Source organism: Serratia sp. JUb9, from assembly GCF_014298095.1.
GTDB classification, from domain to species: domain Bacteria; phylum Pseudomonadota; class Gammaproteobacteria; order Enterobacterales; family Enterobacteriaceae; genus Serratia_B; species Serratia_B rhizosphaerae.
Genome location: NZ_CP060416.1, coordinates 2,589,052 through 2,608,271 on the forward strand (window position 1 = coordinate 2,589,052; position 19,220 = coordinate 2,608,271).

19 protein-coding genes are annotated in these 19,220 nt (G+C 60.0%); 1 reads left to right on the forward strand and 18 read right to left on the reverse strand.

The window, feature by feature from the left end; genetic code table 11:
• Window positions 1-4: 4 nt before the first annotated feature.
• From HF675_RS12255 to HF675_RS12340, 18 genes are all read right to left on the reverse strand, one after another.
• Window positions 5-1,057 carry a hypothetical protein gene (locus HF675_RS12255; RefSeq protein ID WP_105231138.1) on the reverse strand — a complete coding sequence of 351 codons (1,053 nt, stop codon included), beginning with the start codon at window positions 1,055-1,057 and terminating at the stop codon, window positions 5-7.
• 5 nt (window positions 1,058-1,062) lie between these two features.
• Window positions 1,063-2,013: an ACP S-malonyltransferase gene (locus HF675_RS12260; protein ID WP_255427279.1), complete on the reverse strand. Its 951-nt coding sequence runs from the start codon at window positions 2,011-2,013 to the stop codon at window positions 1,063-1,065.
• A gap of 7 nt (window positions 2,014-2,020) precedes the next feature.
• Window positions 2,021-3,421, reverse strand: a complete 1,401-nt coding sequence (locus HF675_RS12265) for a hypothetical protein (protein WP_105231136.1) — start codon at window positions 3,419-3,421, stop codon at window positions 2,021-2,023.
• The gene (locus tag HF675_RS12270) at window positions 3,418-4,248 is read right to left on the reverse strand and encodes an outer membrane lipoprotein-sorting protein (RefSeq protein ID WP_232251546.1); all 831 of its coding nucleotides are present in this window, start codon (window positions 4,246-4,248) and stop codon (window positions 3,418-3,420) included. The genes HF675_RS12265 and HF675_RS12270 overlap by 4 nt, the downstream gene beginning before the upstream one ends.
• Window positions 4,249-4,272: 24 nt before the next feature.
• Window positions 4,273-5,025: an SDR family oxidoreductase gene (locus HF675_RS12275; RefSeq protein WP_105231135.1), complete on the reverse strand. Its 753-nt coding sequence runs from the start codon at window positions 5,023-5,025 to the stop codon at window positions 4,273-4,275.
• A gap of 18 nt (window positions 5,026-5,043) precedes the next feature.
• The gene (locus HF675_RS12280) at window positions 5,044-6,369 is read right to left on the reverse strand and encodes an FtsX-like permease family protein (protein WP_187043109.1); all 1,326 of its coding nucleotides are present in this window, start codon (window positions 6,367-6,369) and stop codon (window positions 5,044-5,046) included.
• The gene (locus HF675_RS12285; RefSeq protein ID WP_187043110.1) at window positions 6,366-7,034 is read right to left on the reverse strand and encodes a hypothetical protein; all 669 of its coding nucleotides are present in this window, start codon (window positions 7,032-7,034) and stop codon (window positions 6,366-6,368) included. The genes HF675_RS12280 and HF675_RS12285 overlap by 4 nt, the downstream gene beginning before the upstream one ends.
• Window positions 7,015-7,725, reverse strand: coding sequence for an ABC transporter ATP-binding protein (locus tag HF675_RS12290; RefSeq protein WP_105231132.1), 711 nt, complete (start codon window positions 7,723-7,725; stop codon window positions 7,015-7,017). Before HF675_RS12290 ends, HF675_RS12285 begins: the two co-directional genes overlap by 20 nt.
• The gene (locus HF675_RS12295) at window positions 7,722-8,456 is read right to left on the reverse strand and encodes a hypothetical protein (RefSeq protein WP_111737098.1); all 735 of its coding nucleotides are present in this window, start codon (window positions 8,454-8,456) and stop codon (window positions 7,722-7,724) included. Before HF675_RS12295 ends, HF675_RS12290 begins: the two co-directional genes overlap by 4 nt.
• Window positions 8,453-9,505 (reverse strand): hypothetical protein, encoded by a 1,053-nt coding sequence (locus HF675_RS12300; RefSeq protein ID WP_187043111.1) that lies wholly within the window; start codon window positions 9,503-9,505, stop codon window positions 8,453-8,455. The genes HF675_RS12295 and HF675_RS12300 overlap by 4 nt, the downstream gene beginning before the upstream one ends.
• Window positions 9,498-10,724: a beta-ketoacyl synthase N-terminal-like domain-containing protein gene (locus HF675_RS12305; RefSeq protein ID WP_187043112.1), complete on the reverse strand. Its 1,227-nt coding sequence runs from the start codon at window positions 10,722-10,724 to the stop codon at window positions 9,498-9,500. Before HF675_RS12305 ends, HF675_RS12300 begins: the two co-directional genes overlap by 8 nt.
• A complete protein-coding gene (locus tag HF675_RS12310) occupies window positions 10,721-13,279 on the reverse strand; it encodes a beta-ketoacyl-[acyl-carrier-protein] synthase family protein (RefSeq protein ID WP_111737101.1) in 2,559 nt (852 codons plus the stop codon). Before HF675_RS12310 ends, HF675_RS12305 begins: the two co-directional genes overlap by 4 nt.
• A gap of 80 nt (window positions 13,280-13,359) precedes the next feature.
• Complete coding sequence (locus tag HF675_RS12315) at window positions 13,360-14,613, reverse strand: aminomethyltransferase family protein (protein WP_187043113.1); 1,254 nt, start codon at window positions 14,611-14,613, stop codon at window positions 13,360-13,362.
• The gene (locus HF675_RS12320; RefSeq protein WP_105231126.1) at window positions 14,610-14,936 is read right to left on the reverse strand and encodes an acyl carrier protein; all 327 of its coding nucleotides are present in this window, start codon (window positions 14,934-14,936) and stop codon (window positions 14,610-14,612) included. The genes HF675_RS12315 and HF675_RS12320 overlap by 4 nt, the downstream gene beginning before the upstream one ends.
• Window positions 14,937-14,954: 18 nt before the next feature.
• Window positions 14,955-15,545: a 3-hydroxyacyl-ACP dehydratase FabZ family protein gene (locus HF675_RS12325; protein WP_105231125.1), complete on the reverse strand. Its 591-nt coding sequence runs from the start codon at window positions 15,543-15,545 to the stop codon at window positions 14,955-14,957.
• A 16-nt stretch (window positions 15,546-15,561) separates the two neighbouring features.
• Window positions 15,562-16,317 carry an SDR family NAD(P)-dependent oxidoreductase gene (locus HF675_RS12330; RefSeq protein ID WP_105231124.1) on the reverse strand — a complete coding sequence of 252 codons (756 nt, stop codon included), beginning with the start codon at window positions 16,315-16,317 and terminating at the stop codon, window positions 15,562-15,564.
• Between the two features lie 23 nt (window positions 16,318-16,340).
• Window positions 16,341-16,730, reverse strand: coding sequence for a holo-ACP synthase (acpS, locus tag HF675_RS12335; RefSeq protein WP_238404534.1), 390 nt, complete (start codon window positions 16,728-16,730; stop codon window positions 16,341-16,343).
• 521 nt (window positions 16,731-17,251) lie between these two features.
• Entirely contained in the window at window positions 17,252-18,196 is a 945-nt protein-coding gene (locus HF675_RS12340; protein ID WP_111737103.1) for an MBL fold metallo-hydrolase, read from the reverse strand.
• Window positions 18,197-18,284: 88 nt separating this feature from the next.
• Here HF675_RS12340 and HF675_RS12345 point away from each other — a divergent pair, with 88 nt between their 5' ends.
• Window positions 18,285-19,220 carry a LysR family transcriptional regulator gene (locus HF675_RS12345; protein WP_238404540.1) on the forward strand — a complete coding sequence of 312 codons (936 nt, stop codon included), beginning with the start codon at window positions 18,285-18,287 and terminating at the stop codon, window positions 19,218-19,220.

Consider the following 19,220-nt stretch of genomic DNA (forward strand, 5'->3'; position numbering starts at 1 on the left):
GCCATTACGCTTTATTCAGCTTGCCATTGACGGCCGCAGCGACGGTTTCATAGCGCTGCCGCATCTCCTGCGCCTCAAGGTAGTTGTCATACAGCGCCTGATAACGCTCGGCACAGTAAATCAGCACGATAGGCAGCAGACTGCAGAGATAAAACGGCACAAAACTTTGCGGCAGCTCCATCGCCTGGAAAAGCAGGCAGATCGCCACGCTCCACAGCGCTACCACCACCAGCCAGATAACCAGCCGCCACGGGCGCGTCAGCCTGGCAGTCAGCGACCAGGGCGCGCAGGGGGCGAAGTCCGCAGCAATATTGCCGATCAGCATATCGCCCAGGAGCACATAACGGCGTGGGCGGATGGCGAAGAAGAACATAAACAGCATCACTATCGTCAACAGAATCATAAACGCGACGATAAACGCCGGATTGCCGTAACCGGCCGCCAGACTGAACTCGGCCTTACGGCCGATGGGCAGCACCAGGGCAAAGTTGATCAGCAGCCCGAGCAGCAGATCCTCCGCCAGACAGCCCGGTAAACGCCGCGGCCGCGGCGTATGGCTTGCTTTATCTTTATGAATCATCATCGCCTGACGGATTAAAAAGGGAATGGAACGATACAACTGCCATAACATCACTGCCGGCAGCAGCACCACGCCCAACAGACCAATCAGCGGATAACGGTACTGCGGTCCGCACAGCCATGCCGCCAGGCTCAGCGCCACTACCACGCCCAGCGTCACCAGCGAAGCGCCAAGCGGCTGATAAAACAGCCTGGACGCGCCGCCCAGCGGCAGGTGTTCAATACGCCGTGCGATCTCCTCCGGCGTTTCGTACACCCGCATCGTATAGACCGTGTAAACCCAGTAGCCGCGCCCGTCACGCATCATGCTCCAGACGATCGACAGACAAATCGTCCCCAGCCCGGCCAGCATCTCCCACAGGCTGATATCGATCACATTGCGCAGCAGCGATGAGGTCAGCAACGCAGAAACCAGTACAACAGGAATGCGCGCCGCCCGCAGGTAGCGCGTGCTGAAGGTATCAAAATTCGGGATCATCCGCGTTACCCTGCCTGCCGCTGCGTGTCGCGCTGTAGCTGATAGTAATGCTGAATGTCATGCCCGCTTTCTGCGGCATAGTGCTCATGCAACAGATGGCCCAGTATTTTTTTATTGCCGATCTCCAGAAAACGGCGGTAGCCCATGCTTGACCACAGATCCATACTGTCGCGCCAGCGGACGGTATCGGTCAGGTGATGCGCCAGGTTCTCCTTAATCTGCGCGATGGCGTATTCCGCCCGGCCGCTGCGGTTCATAATCACCGGGCAGCTCGGCGAGGAGAACGGCAGCACTGCCAGCGCTTCACGCATCTGCGCCACGCCTTCCGCCATCAATGGCGTATGCCAGGCGCCGTTAACCGCCAGCTTGATGGTGGTCACACCCTGCCGCGCCAGCTGATTGATCAGCGTTTTCAGCACCGCCACCTCGCCGCCGACCACCTGCTGCTGGCGGCCGTTGTCGCAGCAGACATTCAGCCGATCGCCCAACTGCATCTCGTCGATCAGCCGCCGCAGTGCCGCATACTCGTACGGTTTCACCACATACATCGCCCCTTTGCGCTGTTCCGCCAGTTGCTGCATGATGGCGGCCCGCCGGCTGACGGCGTGGAACAGGGTTTCCAGATTCATGACGCCGGCCGCGTACAGCGCGCTGTATTCGCCGGCGCTGTGGCCGGCATAGCCGCTTTCCGGCAGCGTATGGCGTTCGCGCAGCAGCGTCAGCATCGCCGTATTAACCGTGGTGACCGCCAACTGCCGATACAGCGTTTTGGTCAGCCGCGTCATCGGCCCTTTCTGACAAAGTTTCCGCATGTCGATACCGGAGATATCGCTGGCGCAATCCCACACCGCACGGGTGCCCGGTGAAACATCGCATACATCGCCGCCCATGCCGATCGTCGGCGATCCCTGCCCCGGAAAAATCACCATCCAGCCCTCGGCCAGCGTGGACGCCATAAAACGATTACCAACTGATTCGCATACCTGCATACAGATTCCCTTTTTCGCCAAAGATGCCAAATTCGCTGTCCCTGCGGCCAATACTGGCGACGGCGCCAGCGTACAATTCAATATTGTTTTTCATCGGCGCGCGGAGATGCACATTCAGTACCGTGCTGTAATCGACCAGATTGGCCATGCTCGACACGGACCAATCGATCTCCCCGACCCGTTCCTTGTTGGTACGGGTATAAAATGTCAGATAGTGTTTGCCGAACAGGTTGCCGCCGCGGCTGACGTTGGTGGTTTCCGCCGCCATCAGGCGTGAATATTGCTGAAAACTGTCGCGCACCACCGGCAGCCAGAACGGATCCAGCCGGTCGGCATAGCCTCCGTTGATAAACCTGATGGTATCAGTGTTATTACGCCATTCGCTGCGGCTGTACCCCTGGCTTTGGCCATAGTATTCCACGCCGAATTCCGTTTGTTCGGCCGTGGTATAACGCAAGCCGACGCCGATCTCCCCTTCAATGCCCTTGCCGTTTATCCGGTAGGCTTCTTCGCGATACGCCAGATCCTCACGCATGTCACGCGCGTAGCGGCTGTCCAGATGTCGCCAGGTTTCCCCGTGGGACACGGCGCCCTCAATGCTCAGGATCAGGTTATCGGTCAGATTGCCGCTGGCTCCCAGCGCCAGCGTTTTTTGCTGGCCCGCCAGCAGCGATACCGTCGGGTTGAATGTGTTCAGCCCGGTAGAGGTGTAACTGGCGTAATAGCGCTCGCTGCCGTTGGTGCGCAGCAGCGCATCCCATTCCGACGCGGCCTCGCGCCGCGGCGGAAAACGCTTCAGCCGCGGCAGCACCGCCAGCGTATAGGTGCCCTCTTTGCGGTACAGCGTGCCGCCGGCGCCATAGCTGCCTTCATCGTATAATCCGCGCCAACTGTCGCCGGTGGCGTACACCCGCGCGGTGCGCAATCCGCCGCTGACGTTGCGCAGCAGATCGAGCGGCGCGCGTGAGAACAGATAGCCGCTGGTATGACGCAGTTTGCCGAGATCGAGATAGAAGTTATCGCGCACCGCCAGGCTGGCCACCAGTTCGTTGAGGATTGCCACGCCCTGCTGCCGTTTATCCTCCAGCTCACCGGGCCGGCGCGCCTGCTGCGTATAGGCGCCGCTGGCCTGCCCCTTGATGCTCAGCGTTTCGCCGAGGGTGCAGCGCGCCACCGACGTCAGATACAGGTTGGCGATGGCGTTGTTGCGAAACGCCGGGTCGTCGAACTTCCATAACGAACCGGACGTCAGCGCCGCCACGCCCTCCACGCCGGCGAAACCGCGCTGCAGCCGGCACTCCGCCGCCGCCCAGGCGTTACCGCCACAGGCCAACAGCATCAGCCCCGCCAGCGGCAGCCGGTTGACGCGGTTCATCCGTTCAGTCTCATCAGGTACTCTTTCTGGAAATTACTCTCCGGCAGCGACTCCAGCTCCAGATTGCTGTATTGCATGGTGGTGTAATTGTCCTTGCGCAGCGCGTCTTCCACCACGATGGTGCCCGGCCGCAGGCGGCCCAGCGCCTGCTGGTAATCGCGGTAATAAGAGCGTTTGATCAGCACGCCGTCCGCCGACAGAAAGTCCGCCCGGCTGGGGTTGCCGGTGTCCTTTTCCACCCAGTAGTCGATCGCCGGGTAAGTCACATAAGGCCAGCGGCGCTTCAGCGTCAGCTTGTAGCAGGTTTTGTCGCCGCAGGCCTCTTCACCGACCAGCGTGGAGATGTAGGAATAATCAAAGTCCGCCGCCACCACGTCGCCGTTAGAGACTTGCCCCATCAGCCGCTGCTGACGCGATATCGGAATCGGCCGCCGCAGGTCGGGGGCGTAATACCACATCTTGTCCAGATCGGAGAGCAGCGCTTTGCCGCGATCGCGCGCCGGCGACACAAAGCGCACCAGCGCACGCGCGTCGCCTTTCTCATAGCGTTCCGACGGTTTATAAAAACGCATCGAAACATCCAGCACCTGCTGGTTCTCGGTAAGATCGCGCCCGCCGCGATGCTCGGTCAGCGTCAGGGTATAGCGGAACGGTTGCTCCGGCGCCCTGACCCGGTCCGCGTTGCGGATAATGTCGCGCGCACGCTGGTCTTCCTGCGTCAGTTTCTCCAGTTCGGTGCGATCCAGTGATTTCGGCAATGACTCATCGGCCCATACGCTGAGCGACATGCCGCATAGCAGCCAGCCGGCGATAATCGAAATTCTCATGGCCTGTTCTTCCGTAAATAGGGGTTAAGCTTCCAGCGACATGCCCAAATCAGCGATCAGCGTGGTGCCGCGTATTGCGCTTGAGCGATCGGAAATCAGGAACGAGACGATATCCGCCACTTCCTGCGGCTCCAGCAGCCAGCGGCGCGGCAAGTGCTCGTATCGGTCGTGCAGCGAGGGCCACAGATCTTTCAGAAACTGCGACATATCGGTGTTGACCATGCCGGCGCACACGCCGTTAACGCGGATATTGCGCGGATGCAGTTCCACTTCGAGGTAGCGCACCAGATTCTCCAGCGCCGATTTGGCGATGCCGAGCGGATATTTCGGCAACACCCGCTGGCTGCCCATGCTGGAAATGGCGCAAATCGTGCCGCCGTCTTTCATCAGCGGCGCCACTTCCTGCACGCAGGCGGTGTTGCCGATCAGGTTGGTGTTGAACAGCAGCTTCCAGTCGCTGCGCGTCATCTCCATAAAACCTTTGAACGGTGCGGCGGCGGCGTTCAGCACCAGGTGATTGATGCGTTCCACGCCGTCTGCCCGCAGCTTTTTCATCATCTCCTGAATATCACGCGTTTCACCGATGTCGGCCTTTGCCAACCGTACCTTGACGCGGGTTTCCGCCGCCTGAAAGCGCTGCAGGTTGGCGGCGCTTTTGCCCTGATCCTTGCGATAGTTGAGGATCAGGTCATAGCCTTCCGCCGCCAGCGTTTCCGCCACGGCCATGCCGATGCCGCGCCCTGCGCCGGTAATCAGTACGGTTTGTCCTTTAGTCATTCATGTTCTCCCTGAGTGTTAAACGAAACGGAACGCTTCTGCGATCACCAGTTTTGAGGCGCGACGCGCCGGAATAATGGAGGCAATCAATGCGGTCACCAGCGGCAAGGCGCAGGAGAACCAGAACAGGTTGATGTCCTGATCCCACATGACAAAGGCCAGATAGCCCTGGGTATAGCCCGGCGACGGCGGCATCGGAATGCCGTTGATATTGATGATGGAGGCGATCAGAATGCCGAAGCTGACGCTCAGCACCGAACCGATAATGCCGATAATGATGCCTTCCAGTACGAATAAGCGGCCGATATAAGATTGGCTTAACCCCAGCGCCCGCAGCGTGGCGATTTCGCGCGTGCGCTCCACCACGTTCATCATCAGGGTGTTGCCGATCATAAACACCACAATCACGCTGACGATGGATTTGATAAACAGGAAGATGCCTTCGAACAGGTTCACCACCTGGTGGTAGAACACCGCCAGATCGTCCCAGGAGCGCGCCTCCAGCGGCAACTGGTGCTGTTCAATCAGCCGGTTGATCTGCGCCAGCACCGCCGGCGTCCGCTCGGTATCCTGCAGCATGATGATGATCTTGCTGACGTCACTGGTTTGCAGCAGTCGCTGCGCGGTTTTCAACGGCAGTTTGATCGCCGTGTCGTCATACTCTTTAATGCCGGACTGGAACACGCCGCGCACCTGAGACGACATGGCGTTCTGCCCTCCCTGCGGGTTCACCACCAGCATATCCACCCAGTCGCTGTAGCCGGCCGACAGCGCATTGGCGATGCCGGAGCCGACGGTGATGTCCTGCTGCTCCACGCGCGACAGATCGCTGCCGGAGATAATGCGATCCAGCGAACCCAGCACCAGCGACGTCTCCGGCTCAATGCCCACGCCGGTAAAGAAGGTTGAGGTACCGGTATCGTACTGGGAAATAATGCCGGAAAACGCCAGCTGCCCGGTGACGGTGGCGATCTGCGGCGCGATCTGCGCATCCGCCAGCAGCAGCCGTTTCACCTCGTCATAGTTTTTGATGGTGTACTGCAGCGAATTATTGGCGCCGCCGGTGAGGTAGCCCTTCTCATACAGCTGAATATGCCCGAGGTTGGTGCGGATGGTTTGCTCCCGCAGCGCCCAGAACGAATAGTCGACAAAACCGCCGAAAATAAACACCGCCACGCCGCCCAGGGTGATGGCCAGCAGCGTTACGCCGGAGCGACGGCGCTGGCGGAACAGGTTAAGGAAGGTGTAACGGATATCGGTCGGCTTGCGCAGCGCGGTGACGACCACCACCAACAGCGCATACACGATGATGATATTGGAGATCCAGAACAGGATATTCATCATAACGCGCCCTCCGTCAGCGGCCGGATCACCAGGCTCAGCTCCGCAGGCGCCCACGCCGGTGCTGGCTGATTGCGCAGCGCCAACAGCCGTTGCCCCTCTTCACCCTGCCTGCCCAGCGCCGTCCAGGCGGCGGCGGCCTTTTCCTGCTGCTTGCAGGTCTCCAGCGCGCGCGCCGACATCAGCGTGACCATCGGCCGCAGCGGCGCAGGCAGCGATGCGCTCTGCTGCAGATAGTCGGTATCTTTTACCGCCACCACGCAGCGGCCGTTGCTGGCCGGTACGAAAGCGTCCATCCGCGCCCGTAAAAAGCGCAGACGCCAATCGCCGTCATCCGTTTCCGCCGCCTCATCAATGTAGAAAAATCCCAGCTTGGAGGATTCGGCGGCGCGCAGGTAGTTCTTTTTCTTTAAAAAATCCGTAGCGATAAACAGCTGCCCGTAGCCATAGAACATCTTGCCGACGCTGTAATCCGCATGTTGCTCAAACTGCGCCTTCAGGCTGGCGGTGGCGCGGTTCAGATCGGCGATCGGCGCCTGCGCGTTAATCGTCAGAATGGTCTGTAGCCGCCCGCTCTCCGGCGCGGCGCGTTGGTCGGCGGCAGAAGCATTGACGCCGATGGCCAATAATATTGTGACACCGTAACGCTTAAGCATTGTGAAAGTCATTTTTCAGCTCTCCGTCCTTGATTTCCAGCACGCGTCTGGCCTGATCGCGCAATTTCAGCGAGTGGGTCGAAATCACAAAGGTGGTTTTCAGCTCCTGATTCATCGTCAGCAGCAAATCGACAATCTCCTGCCCGGTGCGGGTATCCAGGTTACCGGTCGGTTCGTCGGCGACGATCAGCCGCGGGCGCTTGACCAGCGCGCGGGCAATGGCCACCCGCTGCTGCTGGCCGCCGGACAGCTCGCCGGGCTGGCGGCGGTAGTGGTCGACCAGCCCCACTTTCTCGATCATGTCCATCACCTGATCCTGCGCTACGCGGCGGCTGAAGCCGTTGAGCATCAGTGGGTAATAGACGTTATCGAACACGCTCAGTACCGGCAGCAGATTGAAGAACTGGAAGACAAAGCCGATGGCGTCGGCACGCAGACGCGCGGTCTGTTTATCGTTCAGCGTCGCCAGATCGTTGCCCAGCAGATAGACGTGGCCGCCGGTTGGATAGTCGATGCCGGCCATCAGGTTCAGCAGCGTACTTTTGCCGCTGCCGGACGGCCCGCACAGCGCGATAAACTCGCCGTCATGGATCTCGGTACTGATCGCCGCCAGCGCGGTGATTGCGCCGGGGCCTTTGCCGAAGCGTTTGCTGGCCTGTTGCAGGGACACCACGGGCAAGGGTTGTGCAGCGTGTATCGTCATAATCCTTTTTCCTGAACGTTGGGCGGTAAATGGGATGCCTCCGGCACCAGCCGCAGGCGGTAATCGGCAGAGATTTCGTACACCAGATAGCCGTCCCGGTTGACCCAGGAGCGGTGATTCGCGTCCCGTCGCGGGCCGCTGCTGACGATCTGGCACAGCCCTATGGTCACGGCGCTGTCGCCGGGCAGCGTAAAATCGCCGACGTTGACATAACGGCTCTCGACCTGCACCACTTCACCGTCAATCGGCATCAGCATCCGGTGGCTGCGCTGCGTCCCCGCCTGCTGCGGCGAGCAGGGGTTGGGAAAGCGCAGGGCGAACAGCGGGAAATCAAACGTCTCTTTCGCTACCGTCTTCGCCTCCTGACGCCGCTCGTACCGTGTCGCCAGCGTCAACGCTCTTTCATTAGGACGCCAGCGGCCGCTGACCTGACGCGTCTTGCCGTCGTTATCTTCTTCAATCCGGTAGCTGAACCCGCCGTCGGCGCCGTAGCGCACTTCATCGCGGTAGCGGTACTGGTGCGAGCGCAGCAGCACCCGCCAACGAAACTGAATGCTGGCCTGCTGCAGGTAGCTATTGCTGTCCGGCTGCCAGCGCTGACTGACGCGGTATTCCCCGATCGGCACGTCGCCGCGCAGCGGCAGAATGTGGTACACCGCCTGGTAATCGGGTCGTGGCGCGGCCGAAAGCGGCGCGGCGGCGATCAGCATCAACAAGCCGTATTTCTTCACGGGATCGCCTCCGTCAGCCAGCTCTCCAGCAACCAGGCGCCGTCCTGGCCATCCAGCACGTTCAGCAGCGCATGGCCCGGCGGCATCGGGAACTGCTGCAGATAGCGCCAAAACAGCGCGGGGTTCATGCAGCCGCTGTCACCGTACAGTTCGTTCAGCGCCCGATATGCCAGCGTAACGGGCAGACGATCGAACGCCTGCTGCTGCAGCTGACGCAGCGCGCCGGCCGGCGGCGTAACGCCCAGTACTTGACGTGTATTGGCGCCGCAATGCTGCAGCCAGCTGTCCGCCAGATACTGCGCGGCCTGGCGCGACGAGTCCGGCAGCCGCAGATAGCGGCTAAGGTGCAGCCAGGGGCCGCCGGGGGCGGTTTTTTTCAGGATCAGGCAGCCGATCCGTTCTACGCTGGCCTGGCTGTTGCTCTGCGTACCGCCGCGCGCGCGGGCATAACGCTGCATTTCCGAGAAGGTCAGCACCGGGATGCTGCGGAAGTGGCCGCAGATAATCACGTTGTCGCTGAGATCGCTGTTCAGCATGTCCTGCGCGATCAGCAGCGCGCTCATTAACCCGTTGCGCTCGCCGCGCAGCTTGCCGCTGAAGCCGTTGATGCCATAGTCGCGCACGATATTTTTCGGCAGGATGTCGACGCTCAGCGCATCGCGCCAGCTGTTGACCTCTTCAAAGGTGGTGGTTTCTCCCCAGGCGTCGACGTACAGCAACGCATTACGCTCATGGCGCAGCTGAAATTCGCCTTTGGCGCCCAACTGCGCCACCGCCTGATGGCAGGCGTCGCCCAGGCCGTTCAGCCAGTCGCGGTAATTGGTTTTGCGCAGTGCCTCGGCGGGCAGCATCGCATCATCAATTCCGAAGCGGCGCAGCAGCCACTGGCGGCTGCCGGATCTGGCGTTGGCTTTTTTATACAGCGACGCCTCCCAGACGTTGAACCAGGTAGGCTGAAAACGCTGCAGCAGCGTGTTCGGCTCCAGCAGGGAAAAACCGGCCAGGCGGACGGCGTCCGCCGGTATCTGACGTTCAGACGGTTTACTCATGGGGGCTCTCCCGGCAGTCTGAGAGCACCATGGCGGTCACCGAGCCATCCAGCCCGATGCCGGACTTGAGCAGGTGCGGGGTATGCAGAGGCAGCGGCGGCGCGTCCATATGCACATGGATCGGTAAAGCGGCGTCGACCGGATGACGGCCGGCGGCGGCCAGCAGGCGCCGCTGCAGCAGGGCATCCGCCGCCAGCATAAAGTCCAGCACGCCGCTGCAGGTGGCGACATAGCCCGCCTGCCCTTTGTAACTGACGACCGGAATGCCGCCTTTGCCCCACACTTTCTGCAGCGCCATCGCTTCGGCCTTGTCGCCGGCGACGGTGCCGTTGGCATGCGGCAGTGCGCAGGCGATATCCTGCGGCGTCAGCCCGGCCGCCAGCAGCGCGCTGTCGATGGTTTGCGCAATGGTGCGAAAATCGGCGGTAAAGGCGCCGCCGCGCCCGCCGCTGCTCTGGCGGCACACCGAACTGCGGATGGCGACCGCCGGCGTGACGCCGCGCCGTCTGGCGTGATCTTCACTTTCAATCACCAACGCCACCGCGCCGTCGGCCAGCAATACGCTGTTGTCCTGATTGCTGAACGGCTGCGATTGTCCATTGCCGAGCATGCCTTGCCCGCCCATAAACACCACATCCTGCAGCACGATCTTCAGCCAACCGGCCACCAGCGCCACATCGAGCCGGCCGGCGGCAATGCCGGCCTGTGCCAGATGCAGCGCCGTCAGCGAGGAGTTGCTGGCGCTGTACACCGAAGTCGGTGGCCAGTCGAGGCTATAAGTGTCGACAAAGCGGCGCGCCAGCGCGTCCTGCGCGTAACTGTCGGCATGCAGCCGTTTGATCGCCGGGAAGAACAGCAAATCTTCCCCGTCATTGCGATCCTGGTAGCCGGCAAAGTCGGCGATATTCGGCCGCATGCCGTTGCCGGCCAGGAATGCCCGCACGCGCGGCCCCTGCAAAGCGGACGCCTGCAGGCCGGCCATCGCCAGCGCCTCGTCAATCACCGGCTGCAGCTGCTGCCACGGCTCGGCGTCAGCGCGCGGTGCGTGCACCGTATGCGGATTACTGCCCAGCCGCAGGTTCTGCCAGTCATCGTCGCTGTCGAACCAGGGGGTGCCCGTCGCACAGCGTCCGGCGGAAATCGCCTCAATCAGCGCCGGAAAATCCGCCGCCAGCGGGCTGCACTGCCCCCAGCCGCTGGCTATCACCCGCGGTTTCACGCTGCCTTCCTCAGCACCACGGCGTAGTGGTTACCGCCTTCTGTGGCGCCGATCACCAGCGCCGTATTCACCGTCTGCTGCAGTGGCGCGTTAACGAAGTGGAAATCTTCGGCGCAGAATTCCTGCGTATACGGAATTGGCAGGATTTCACCGCGCCGCATGATTTCACTGACCACGGCGATATTGAGCAGGCCAATGCTCGATTCGACCAGACCGAACCAGCCGTTATAGTTGACCAGCGGCACCTTGCGACGCGCCTCACCCAGACTACGGCGCAGCGCGTCGACTTCCACCGCATTGCGCAGCGGCGTGCCGTCGCTGGTGCCGCACACCAGATCTAACTCATGCGGTTCGAGCGCCGCTTCCTGCAGCGCCTGTCCGATGGCGCGCGACAGCGAGGCCGACCGGGCCACAACATCATGGGGATCAAAGAAGCTGCCGTCGTTGTCTTTGCCGTAGCCGATGATTTCGGCGTGAATATGCGCCCCACGCGCCTGAGCATGCTGCAGATCTTCCAGGAGCAGCATCGCCGCGCCTTCACCGGGGATGTAGCCTTGTGCATGATTGCTGTACACCTGAAAAGCCGCCGCATCGCAGGTCAGCTGCAGATCGCCGCTGAGCGCCTGCAGATACACCGCGAAGGTGCTCATGTTTTCATCTGCGCCGCCGACGATTACCTGCGGCTGCAGCGCCTGACGCACCAGCTCGTAACCATAGGTCAGCGCCCCTAATCCGGCGTTGATGCCGGTCGCCAGCGAGGTGTTATACCCCTTGATACCTTCGGAGATGGAACAGAAGGTGGAGATGGCGTTCATCAGCGAGCCGGGGAATTCCGACGTCCGCACCTTGGTCGGATCCGGGAACAGGCTCTGCAGATAGCGATCCACCGTCGCCTGCGGGCCTTTGGACATGCCGAGTATCATGCCCAGCGTCTGGCCGTCGCGTTTGATTTTGCGCCCGGCATCGTTCATCGCCTGCGTCAGCGCCAGCAGCGCAAAGGTGCTGATCAGGTTGGCCTTGCGCGGATCGAAGCGGCGCAGCGTCTTGCGCGGATCCAGACCGGTGATTTGGTGCAAGCCGGTCGCCTTGTCCAGTTCGGCGTCGATGTCCATACCGGCGAAGCGCTGGTTCAGGAAGGCGCGGGATTCACTGTTCTGGTTGACCGCACCCAGCATCTGCCGGAACTCTTCACGCGTCTCCTCATCCAGCAGCAGCGGTTGCAGACTGTCCGGCGTCTGCTGCTGCCACATACGCTGCAGCATCGCCTGCAGCGTGTGGCCGGCGGCGCTGACCGCGCCCATCCCGGTGATTGCCACGCGCTTCGGCGCGTAGACGCTGGGAGGACTCTGCTCCGGCTTTACGCTGGCGATGACGCAGCAGTTATTGCCGCCGAAGGCGTAGTTGTTTTTCATAAACAACCTGACGTCGCCGTCCTGGAACTCGTTAGGCACGTAGTTGAGATCGCAGTTGGGACGGGGGGTGGTGAAATTAAGCGTCGGCAGGATTTTGTTTTCCGGCAGCGTCAGGAAGCAGGCGATCAGCTCAATGATACCGGCGGAGCCGATATTGTGGCCGACATAGGCCTTGGTGGAGCTGACCGGAATGTCCATGATGTTGGGAAACACTTTCTTCATCGCCAGCGTTTCACAGCGGTCGTTGGCCTCGGTGCCGGTGCCGTGCGCGTTGATATAGCCGATATCTTCCGGCGTCAGCGCCGCATTCTGCAGCGCGTGGCGCATCACCTGTACCGCGCCCTCGCCGCGCGGATCCGGCGCGGTTTCATGGTAGGCGTCGCAGGAGGTGGCGTACGACACCATTTCACCGTAGATGGTCGCGCCGCGCGCCAGCGCGTGCTCATACTCTTCCAGCAGCAGCGCGCCGGCGCCTTCGCCGATCGACATGCCCGGCGAGCCGGAGAACGGGCTGGACGGCGTGCGTTTCATGGCATGCAGCGCATAGAAGCCGGCGAAGGTCGGCAGATAGATAGGTTCGGTGCCCACCACCAACGCGGTGCTGTTCTTGCCGTTCTGGATCAGGTCATAGCCGATACCCATGGCGTTGGTGCTGGCGGTACAGGCGGTGGCGACCAGTTCAAAGCCGCCCTTCAGCCCCAGCAGCGAAGAGACAATGGCGCTGCACGAGGCGAAACTGCCGGAAATGATGGCTTTCTGCAGTGAAAACGCCTCCATACGCTGCTCGATCAGCGGAATAAAGGCTTCGGTGCCGGCCGAGGAGACGCCGATAATTAACGCCGTTCTGTCACGCAGCGCGCCCGGCGGCAGTTCCCCCTGCTCCAGCGCTTCATGGCCCACCTTATAGGCCCACAGCGCGGCGTTATCCAGCGAAGCAACCATCTCGTCGGACAGTCCCGGCCAGCTCAGCGGCTGCAGCACTTCCGAAGCGTTGGCGTCTTCAAACCATTCCAGGTACTTTTCACTCGGTTTAATACCGCAGGTTTTATTGAGCAGCGCCTGCTTAAACTCAGGCACATTGGTGGCGATGGAGGAGAGGTGCCCCATCCCGGTTATCACCACGCGTTTGCGAGTAACAGTCATAATGTCTTCCGTGTCATGTCTTGCGTGTCGGCACACCCGAATTAAGGGTGACGCGCCCCGAACCGGGCGCGTCGTGAGCGTCAGGCCTGCGGCGGCTTGTCGGCCGATACCTGCTCTGCCTGCTCCTGCGCGGCTTTTTCCGCCGCTTCCTGTTCTTCCTTGATGCGCTGCCATTCAAACTGCTGCAGCAGATCGCGCGGACGCGTGCTGTCGACGTAGCTGTGCTCCGACGGGTTAATCAGGAAGCTGTAGTTGCGGGCGAACGGCACCGCAGCGGTGTTCACCGTCACCAGCGCGTCGCCGCACTGCACCTGATAGCAGTCGATATCCGCCCAGGCCCAGGCGTTGCGCAGCATCAGACGGCCAAGGCTGGCCTCCAGATCCGTGGAGTAGTCGCAGACGATCACTTCGCCGATGCACTCGCCGTTCAGCAGCACTTTATCGCCGCGCTGCGGCATCGGTTCACTGCGGCCGGCGATGGTCATGCCGACGGCGCGCTGGGCGACGCCCTGCTCTACGCGCTCGCCGATGGCCTCCTGACCGGTGAACTGGTCTTTGTCATAACACACCGTCCACTGCATCTGCAGTTCGATCGGACAGCGGCTGTAGTCATTGAACAGCCCCGGCTCCCAGCAAGGGTTCTCCAGGCGGGCCAGACGCTGATAATCCAGACCGCCGGTGCGCAGATCGAACTTCTCGCCGGCTTCCTGCAGTTGCCGCCATACGTCGGCCAGTTCGTCACGCGGCCCCATCAGCTTGTAGGAGAATTCGCCGTGCTTGCCGCTGCGCAGCAGGATCAGTTCGTCAACGTGCATATGCTCCTGGAACGGCAGGCCGATCACGTCCATACCGTACAGCTCCGCCAGCAGTTCCCAGGCGTACGGCCCTTCAAGGTGCAGCGTGCCCCAGTCCGGCGTCAGCGACTCGATGGTTTCAATCTCGTCAAACTCTTCCTCATTGCCCGCCAGCCGATCGCGCAGCAGCTGGCACAGAGCCTCGCCGGTCATCCATTCGGAAATCAGCAGGAAGCGTTCATCATCGCAGGCGATATACAGATCGCTGACGATCATGCCGTCGCGATCGAGGATCAGGCTGTACATCGCCTGTTCGTCACGGATGGAGGAGACATCGCCGGACACCACCTGGTTCAGCAGCGCCCAGGCACTGTCGCCGCTGACGCTGGCGATGCCGAAATGCGAGTAGTCGACCAGTAGAATGTTCTTACGCAGCGCCTGGTGCTCGGCGGCGGCGTCGAAGTAGCGCAGTGGGACGGCGACGCCGTTGCGTTCGCCCATGATGGCGCCATTTTGCTGATGAATATCGCTCAGTTTCATGCCTTTTCCGCCTCTTCTGCTGCCTTGGCTGCCGCCATTTCTCCCTGCTTGCCGATCACAAACGACGCCAGGGTGTTCACACTGCGCATATAGGAAGGGTCATCGCCCTCCTTCACCCGGATATTGAAGGTTTCATCGAGCAGTACGATCACCTCGGTGGCGTCTACCGAATCCAGCTTCAGCCCGCTGCCGAACAGCGGCGTATCGTCATCAATCTGCTGCACGTTCTGGTACAGGTTGAGACGCTCGATCAGACCCGCCTTGATTTTTTCCAGTACCTGTTGTCGTTGTTCAATCACGGCGTTTAGCCCGGTGTTACTCATGGTGTTGGTTCCCCGCGGTTAGTTAATCTGTATGCCCTTGGCTTCCGCAATGCTGCGGTCGATGCGGAAATTGACGATACGGCCGGCGCAGGCGATATGACGCCCGACGCGGGCCTCCACTTCGTAATGGTGGAAGCCGTTGGGATCGGCGAACGCCAGCTTGCTGTGCACCTCAATGGTGTCGCCCGGATTCACCACATGGCGGTACTTGACGTCCTGCGACGCCAGAAAACCGATAATGCGGTGGCGCTCGGCCATCACCCGCTCGACCCCTTCGGCATTCGCCAGCGAACGCGCCACGTCATCGAACTTTTTCAGCGGCGTTGCGGTTTCCCGCTCATGGCGCTGGCAGTAATCGCACAGCAGGCTGAAATACTCGCTGGCCTGGCCGAAAATCTCGGCGATCAGCACGCCCGGCATCACCGGGTTATCCGGGAAATGCCCCGGAATATACGGTTCATTGAAGGTGACGTGCTTGATCACGGTGATCGAGCCTTTCTCGCCGGGGGTAAAATCCACGATGCGGTCGACCATAAAAATAGGTGCTCGCCAGGCGCCCATCCGTAGCAGCACCGAAGGGGTAACCAGACTTTTGTTATAGTTAGGCATGCGACTTTCCTGTCTGTTAACGCATAATCAGGCCGCCATCGACGATCAGGGTCTGACCGACGATGTAGCTGGATGCGTCCGAACTCAAAAACGCCACCACGTTGGCGATCTCGTCGACATGACCAAGACGCTTGAGTGGAATGGCGGACATCACGTTGCGCACAATCTGGCGCGGGACTTTTTTTACCATGCGTGATTCGATCATCCCCGGCGCCACCGCATTCACGCGCACCCCTTTGGCGGCCATCTCGGCGGCCAGCGTGCGGGTAAAGCCGACGATGCCGGCCTTGGCCGCGCTGTAGTTGGTCTGACCGAAGCTGGACGTAACGCCGGATACCGACGAAATATTGACGATCGCCGCCTGACGCGCGAGGCGCAATAAGCGCATAAACTGCTTGGTCATATTGAAGGTGCCGTACAGGTTGACCTTGATCACCTGGTCGAACTCCTCAAAGCTCAGCGCGCTGAATAAATTATCTTTATAAATCCCAGCATTGTTAATTAGTACATGAATAGAGCCGGCCTCAGCATCGAGCGTATTCACCAGTTCATCGACGGACTGAACGTCCGAAACATTGCACTGATGAATATTTAGCGCCTGCCCCTGCGGATGTTTATTTTTTAATTTTTCCAGCCCGCTGGCATCATTGTGATAAACAGCATAAACCGTCGCGCCTTGGTCAAGATATTTCTTGCATATAGCCAGACCAATATCTCCGCTTGCGCCGGTAATCAGCACATTTTTCCCATTTAAATCAGGATATATCGACATAAATAATCCTTTATATTAACACGTCAACTGAATGCCGCCGCCGCAATAGCATGCGTCCGGCAATGTGAAATACTCAGCGTAGATTGCGCCAGACCACGTTCTTTCATCAGGCGTGCAAATTCACCCGAGAAAAAATAAAAAGGCCGGCCTAATTTATCGTGGCGCACTTCAATGTCGTGAAAGGCGATACCGAGGCGAAAGCCGGTTCCCAACGCTTTCACCGCAGCCTCCTTGGCCGCCCAAAAGCCGGCGACGCGCTCGCAGTTATGCGTAATGTCGCCCAGTTCTCGCCGCTCATCATCGGTTAAAAGGCGGAGCAATAATTTATCTCCGCTGCGTTTTATTGCCATTGCGACGCGATCTATTTCTATAATATCGACACCAAGATTCACTCTGACTTTATCCTTAGTCATGCAATCCAAAAAAATATTGCACGGCGAACGCGGGCAATATTTAACGGTTGGAATGGAGACATCCATTCCCGGAGGCTGAGTGCGAATTTTATTGATTAAGTACGGCGGAATCCCATCCGCGTCTGATGAAGAATGTTAGCGCATGTTATTTCAAACAATCAACAAAGCGCCAAATAAAAACAGCCGCGCATATCAAATTGGAGTTTTAGCCTAAAAAACAAAGAAAAAACAAAATCAATACGTGAAAAAATAAAAATAATCCAATTTAAAAACCACGGTAACATAGTGAATCGATATCTTGCGCTGCAAGAATAATCCTTGCGCGTTAAAATCATCCCAACCAGGCAGGAGTATTTTTTGAAAATAACCAAGAAATCACTTGAAGATTGATTATTGATATAAAAATATATCAAATAATAAAGCTGACTTGTGTTTAATTTTAACGGATAAATGCAGTAAAGCTCGCTCCATGCCTTAATGTCCGGATGGAGCGGCCTGCTTGTTTTAGACGGCGATACGGATTATTTCGCCAGTTGAGTGGAATAGTTGGCCGGCACCCAGCGATAACCGTTGCCCTGACGCTGCACATGTCCCAGCCCCGGGAAGGAGATATGCGCAGCGGCCACCCAGAAGCCCTCTTTCGCCGCCTGCGCCAGGATGCGTTCGCGCGTGGCGATCGCCTGCCGCCGGTCGACGTCAAAGTGAATCGCCACCTGTGGCTCCGGCATCTGCACCGCTTTGGCGTGGATAATATCGCCCCACAGCACCAGCGTCTGCCCCTCGCTTTCTATGCGGTAGGTAACGCTGCCCGGCGTATGCCCGTAGGCCGCCTGCGCCTGAATGCCCAGCGGCAGCCGCGCCGGCGCGCTGAAGGTTTTCAGTTTGCCCGCGGCGATCAGCGGATTGAGCGCATCGGCGGATTCTTTAAAGGTGTGGCGCTGTCCCTCTTCCACCTTGCTTTGGTTGGCATCGTTCAGCCAGAAATCCGGATCGCGTTTATCAACATAGACATCCGCATTGGGGAACGTCGGTTTGCCCTGCTGCGACACACCGCCGGAGTGGTCGCCATGCACGTGCGTCAGCAGTACCGCGTTGATGCTGTCGGCCGGGTAGCCCGCCGCACGCAGGTTTTCCAGCAGATGGCCGCCATTGTTGCCGAACAGCTGGCCAGCGCCGGTATCCACCAGTACCCGCTGTTTGCCGTCGTCAATCACAAAGGTATTGAGCGAGGTTTCCGCCTGCGGCGTCATCGCGTCCTCCGCCATCCGGCGCTGCAGCGTTTCCTTGTCAATCGGCACCAACAGCTGATCGAGCGGGATGGTCACCGTGCCATCAGACACCGCGGTGACGGTCAGTTTGCCCAGCGTCATCCGGTAATATCCCGGCGCCTGCCGCTGCGTATCGGCGGCCTGAACCGCGGCGGTGGTCATCAGCAGGCCGGCGGCCAGCACTAAATGTCGTTTCATAAACTCCCCATATGAGATTTAACGTCGTCTTTAACGCTGGCAGAGATTATTGTATTGTCCAATAACATCATTCAAATTGATTAGGTTGATTGTGAACATCAGAGAAAATGATTTTAATCGTATCGATCTGAATTTACTGACGGTATTGCTGGTGCTGTACCGTGAACGCAGCGTGACGCGCGCGGCGCAGAAACTGTTTCTTGGCCAGCCGGCGGTCAGCGGCGCGCTGGCTCGCCTGCGCGAGATGTTTAACGATCCGCTGTTTATCCGTTCGGCCAAAGGCATGGAGCCGACGCCCCGCGCCGTATCGCTGGTGACGGAACTGACGCCGCTGATGGAAAATATGCAGCAGGTGCTGTTTCAACAGCCGGAGTTTTCCCCTGCCCGCGCCCGGCAAACCTTTCGTCTGGGCGTGACCGACTGGGTGGAAAGCTGGCTGATCCCGCCGCTGTATCAGTTTTTGCGCCACAACGCCCCCGGCGTCCGCCTGCAGGTGACGGCAACCGACCCGTTTCAGGACGCCGCGCTGCTGGTGCGGGACGAGATCGATCTGGCGATTTCCGTCGCCAATGACGCCCCGCACGCGGTGGTGCGCCAGGTGCTGACCACCATGGACTACCAAACTTTCTGGCACCCGCAGCAACAGCAGCCGCCGACGCCGCTGACGCTGGATGCCTATACCCGCGCCGACCACCTGCTGGTTTCCTACCGCGGTGCTGACAGCAGCCTGATCGATCGCCAGTTGGCCGAGCTGGGAAAGCGTCGCCGGGTGGTTTACACCACGCCCCATTTTGCCTCGCTGCCTCTGCTGCTGCAGCGCAGCGCGGCCTTCGCCACCGTGCCTGCAGGGCTGGCGGCGGGCTGGCGGCAGCATTACGGGCTGTGCGTCAGCCCGCCGCCGCTGGATATCGCCCCGTTTGAGGTAGCGATGCTGTGGCACCGCCGTCGCGATCGCGAGCCGGCGCTGCAGTGGCTGCGTCAAGCGGTGATCTCACTGCTGGCAGAGGCAGAATGCGCCGTCTGA

Bases quoted from the DNA above. Each gene is read 5' to 3' on its own strand.
- HF675_RS12255 (WP_105231138.1), bottom strand. From the start codon at position 1,057: ATGATCCCGAATTTTGATACCTTCAGCACGCGCTACCTGCGGGCGGCG.
- HF675_RS12260 (WP_255427279.1), bottom strand. From the start codon at position 2,013: ATGGCGTCCACGCTGGCCGAGGGCTGGATGGTGATTTTTCCGGGGCAG.
- HF675_RS12265 (WP_105231136.1), bottom strand. From the start codon at position 3,421: ATGAACCGCGTCAACCGGCTGCCGCTGGCGGGGCTGATGCTGTTGGCC.
- HF675_RS12270 (WP_232251546.1), bottom strand. From the start codon at position 4,248: ATGAGAATTTCGATTATCGCCGGCTGGCTGCTATGCGGCATGTCGCTC.
- HF675_RS12275 (WP_105231135.1), bottom strand. From the start codon at position 5,025: ATGACTAAAGGACAAACCGTACTGATTACCGGCGCAGGGCGCGGCATC.
- HF675_RS12280 (WP_187043109.1), bottom strand. From the start codon at position 6,369: ATGATGAATATCCTGTTCTGGATCTCCAATATCATCATCGTGTATGCG.
- HF675_RS12285 (WP_187043110.1), bottom strand. From the start codon at position 7,034: ATGACTTTCACAATGCTTAAGCGTTACGGTGTCACAATATTATTGGCC.
- HF675_RS12290 (WP_105231132.1), bottom strand. From the start codon at position 7,725: ATGACGATACACGCTGCACAACCCTTGCCCGTGGTGTCCCTGCAACAG.
- HF675_RS12300 (WP_187043111.1), bottom strand. From the start codon at position 9,505: ATGAGTAAACCGTCTGAACGTCAGATACCGGCGGACGCCGTCCGCCTG.
- HF675_RS12310 (WP_111737101.1), bottom strand. From the start codon at position 13,279: ATGACTGTTACTCGCAAACGCGTGGTGATAACCGGGATGGGGCACCTC.
- HF675_RS12315 (WP_187043113.1), bottom strand. From the start codon at position 14,613: ATGAAACTGAGCGATATTCATCAGCAAAATGGCGCCATCATGGGCGAA.
- HF675_RS12320 (WP_105231126.1), bottom strand. From the start codon at position 14,936: ATGAGTAACACCGGGCTAAACGCCGTGATTGAACAACGACAACAGGTA.
- HF675_RS12325 (WP_105231125.1), bottom strand. From the start codon at position 15,545: ATGCCTAACTATAACAAAAGTCTGGTTACCCCTTCGGTGCTGCTACGG.
- HF675_RS12330 (WP_105231124.1), bottom strand. From the start codon at position 16,317: ATGTCGATATATCCTGATTTAAATGGGAAAAATGTGCTGATTACCGGC.
- acpS (WP_238404534.1), bottom strand. From the start codon at position 16,730: ATGACTAAGGATAAAGTCAGAGTGAATCTTGGTGTCGATATTATAGAA.
- HF675_RS12340 (WP_111737103.1), bottom strand. From the start codon at position 18,196: ATGAAACGACATTTAGTGCTGGCCGCCGGCCTGCTGATGACCACCGCC.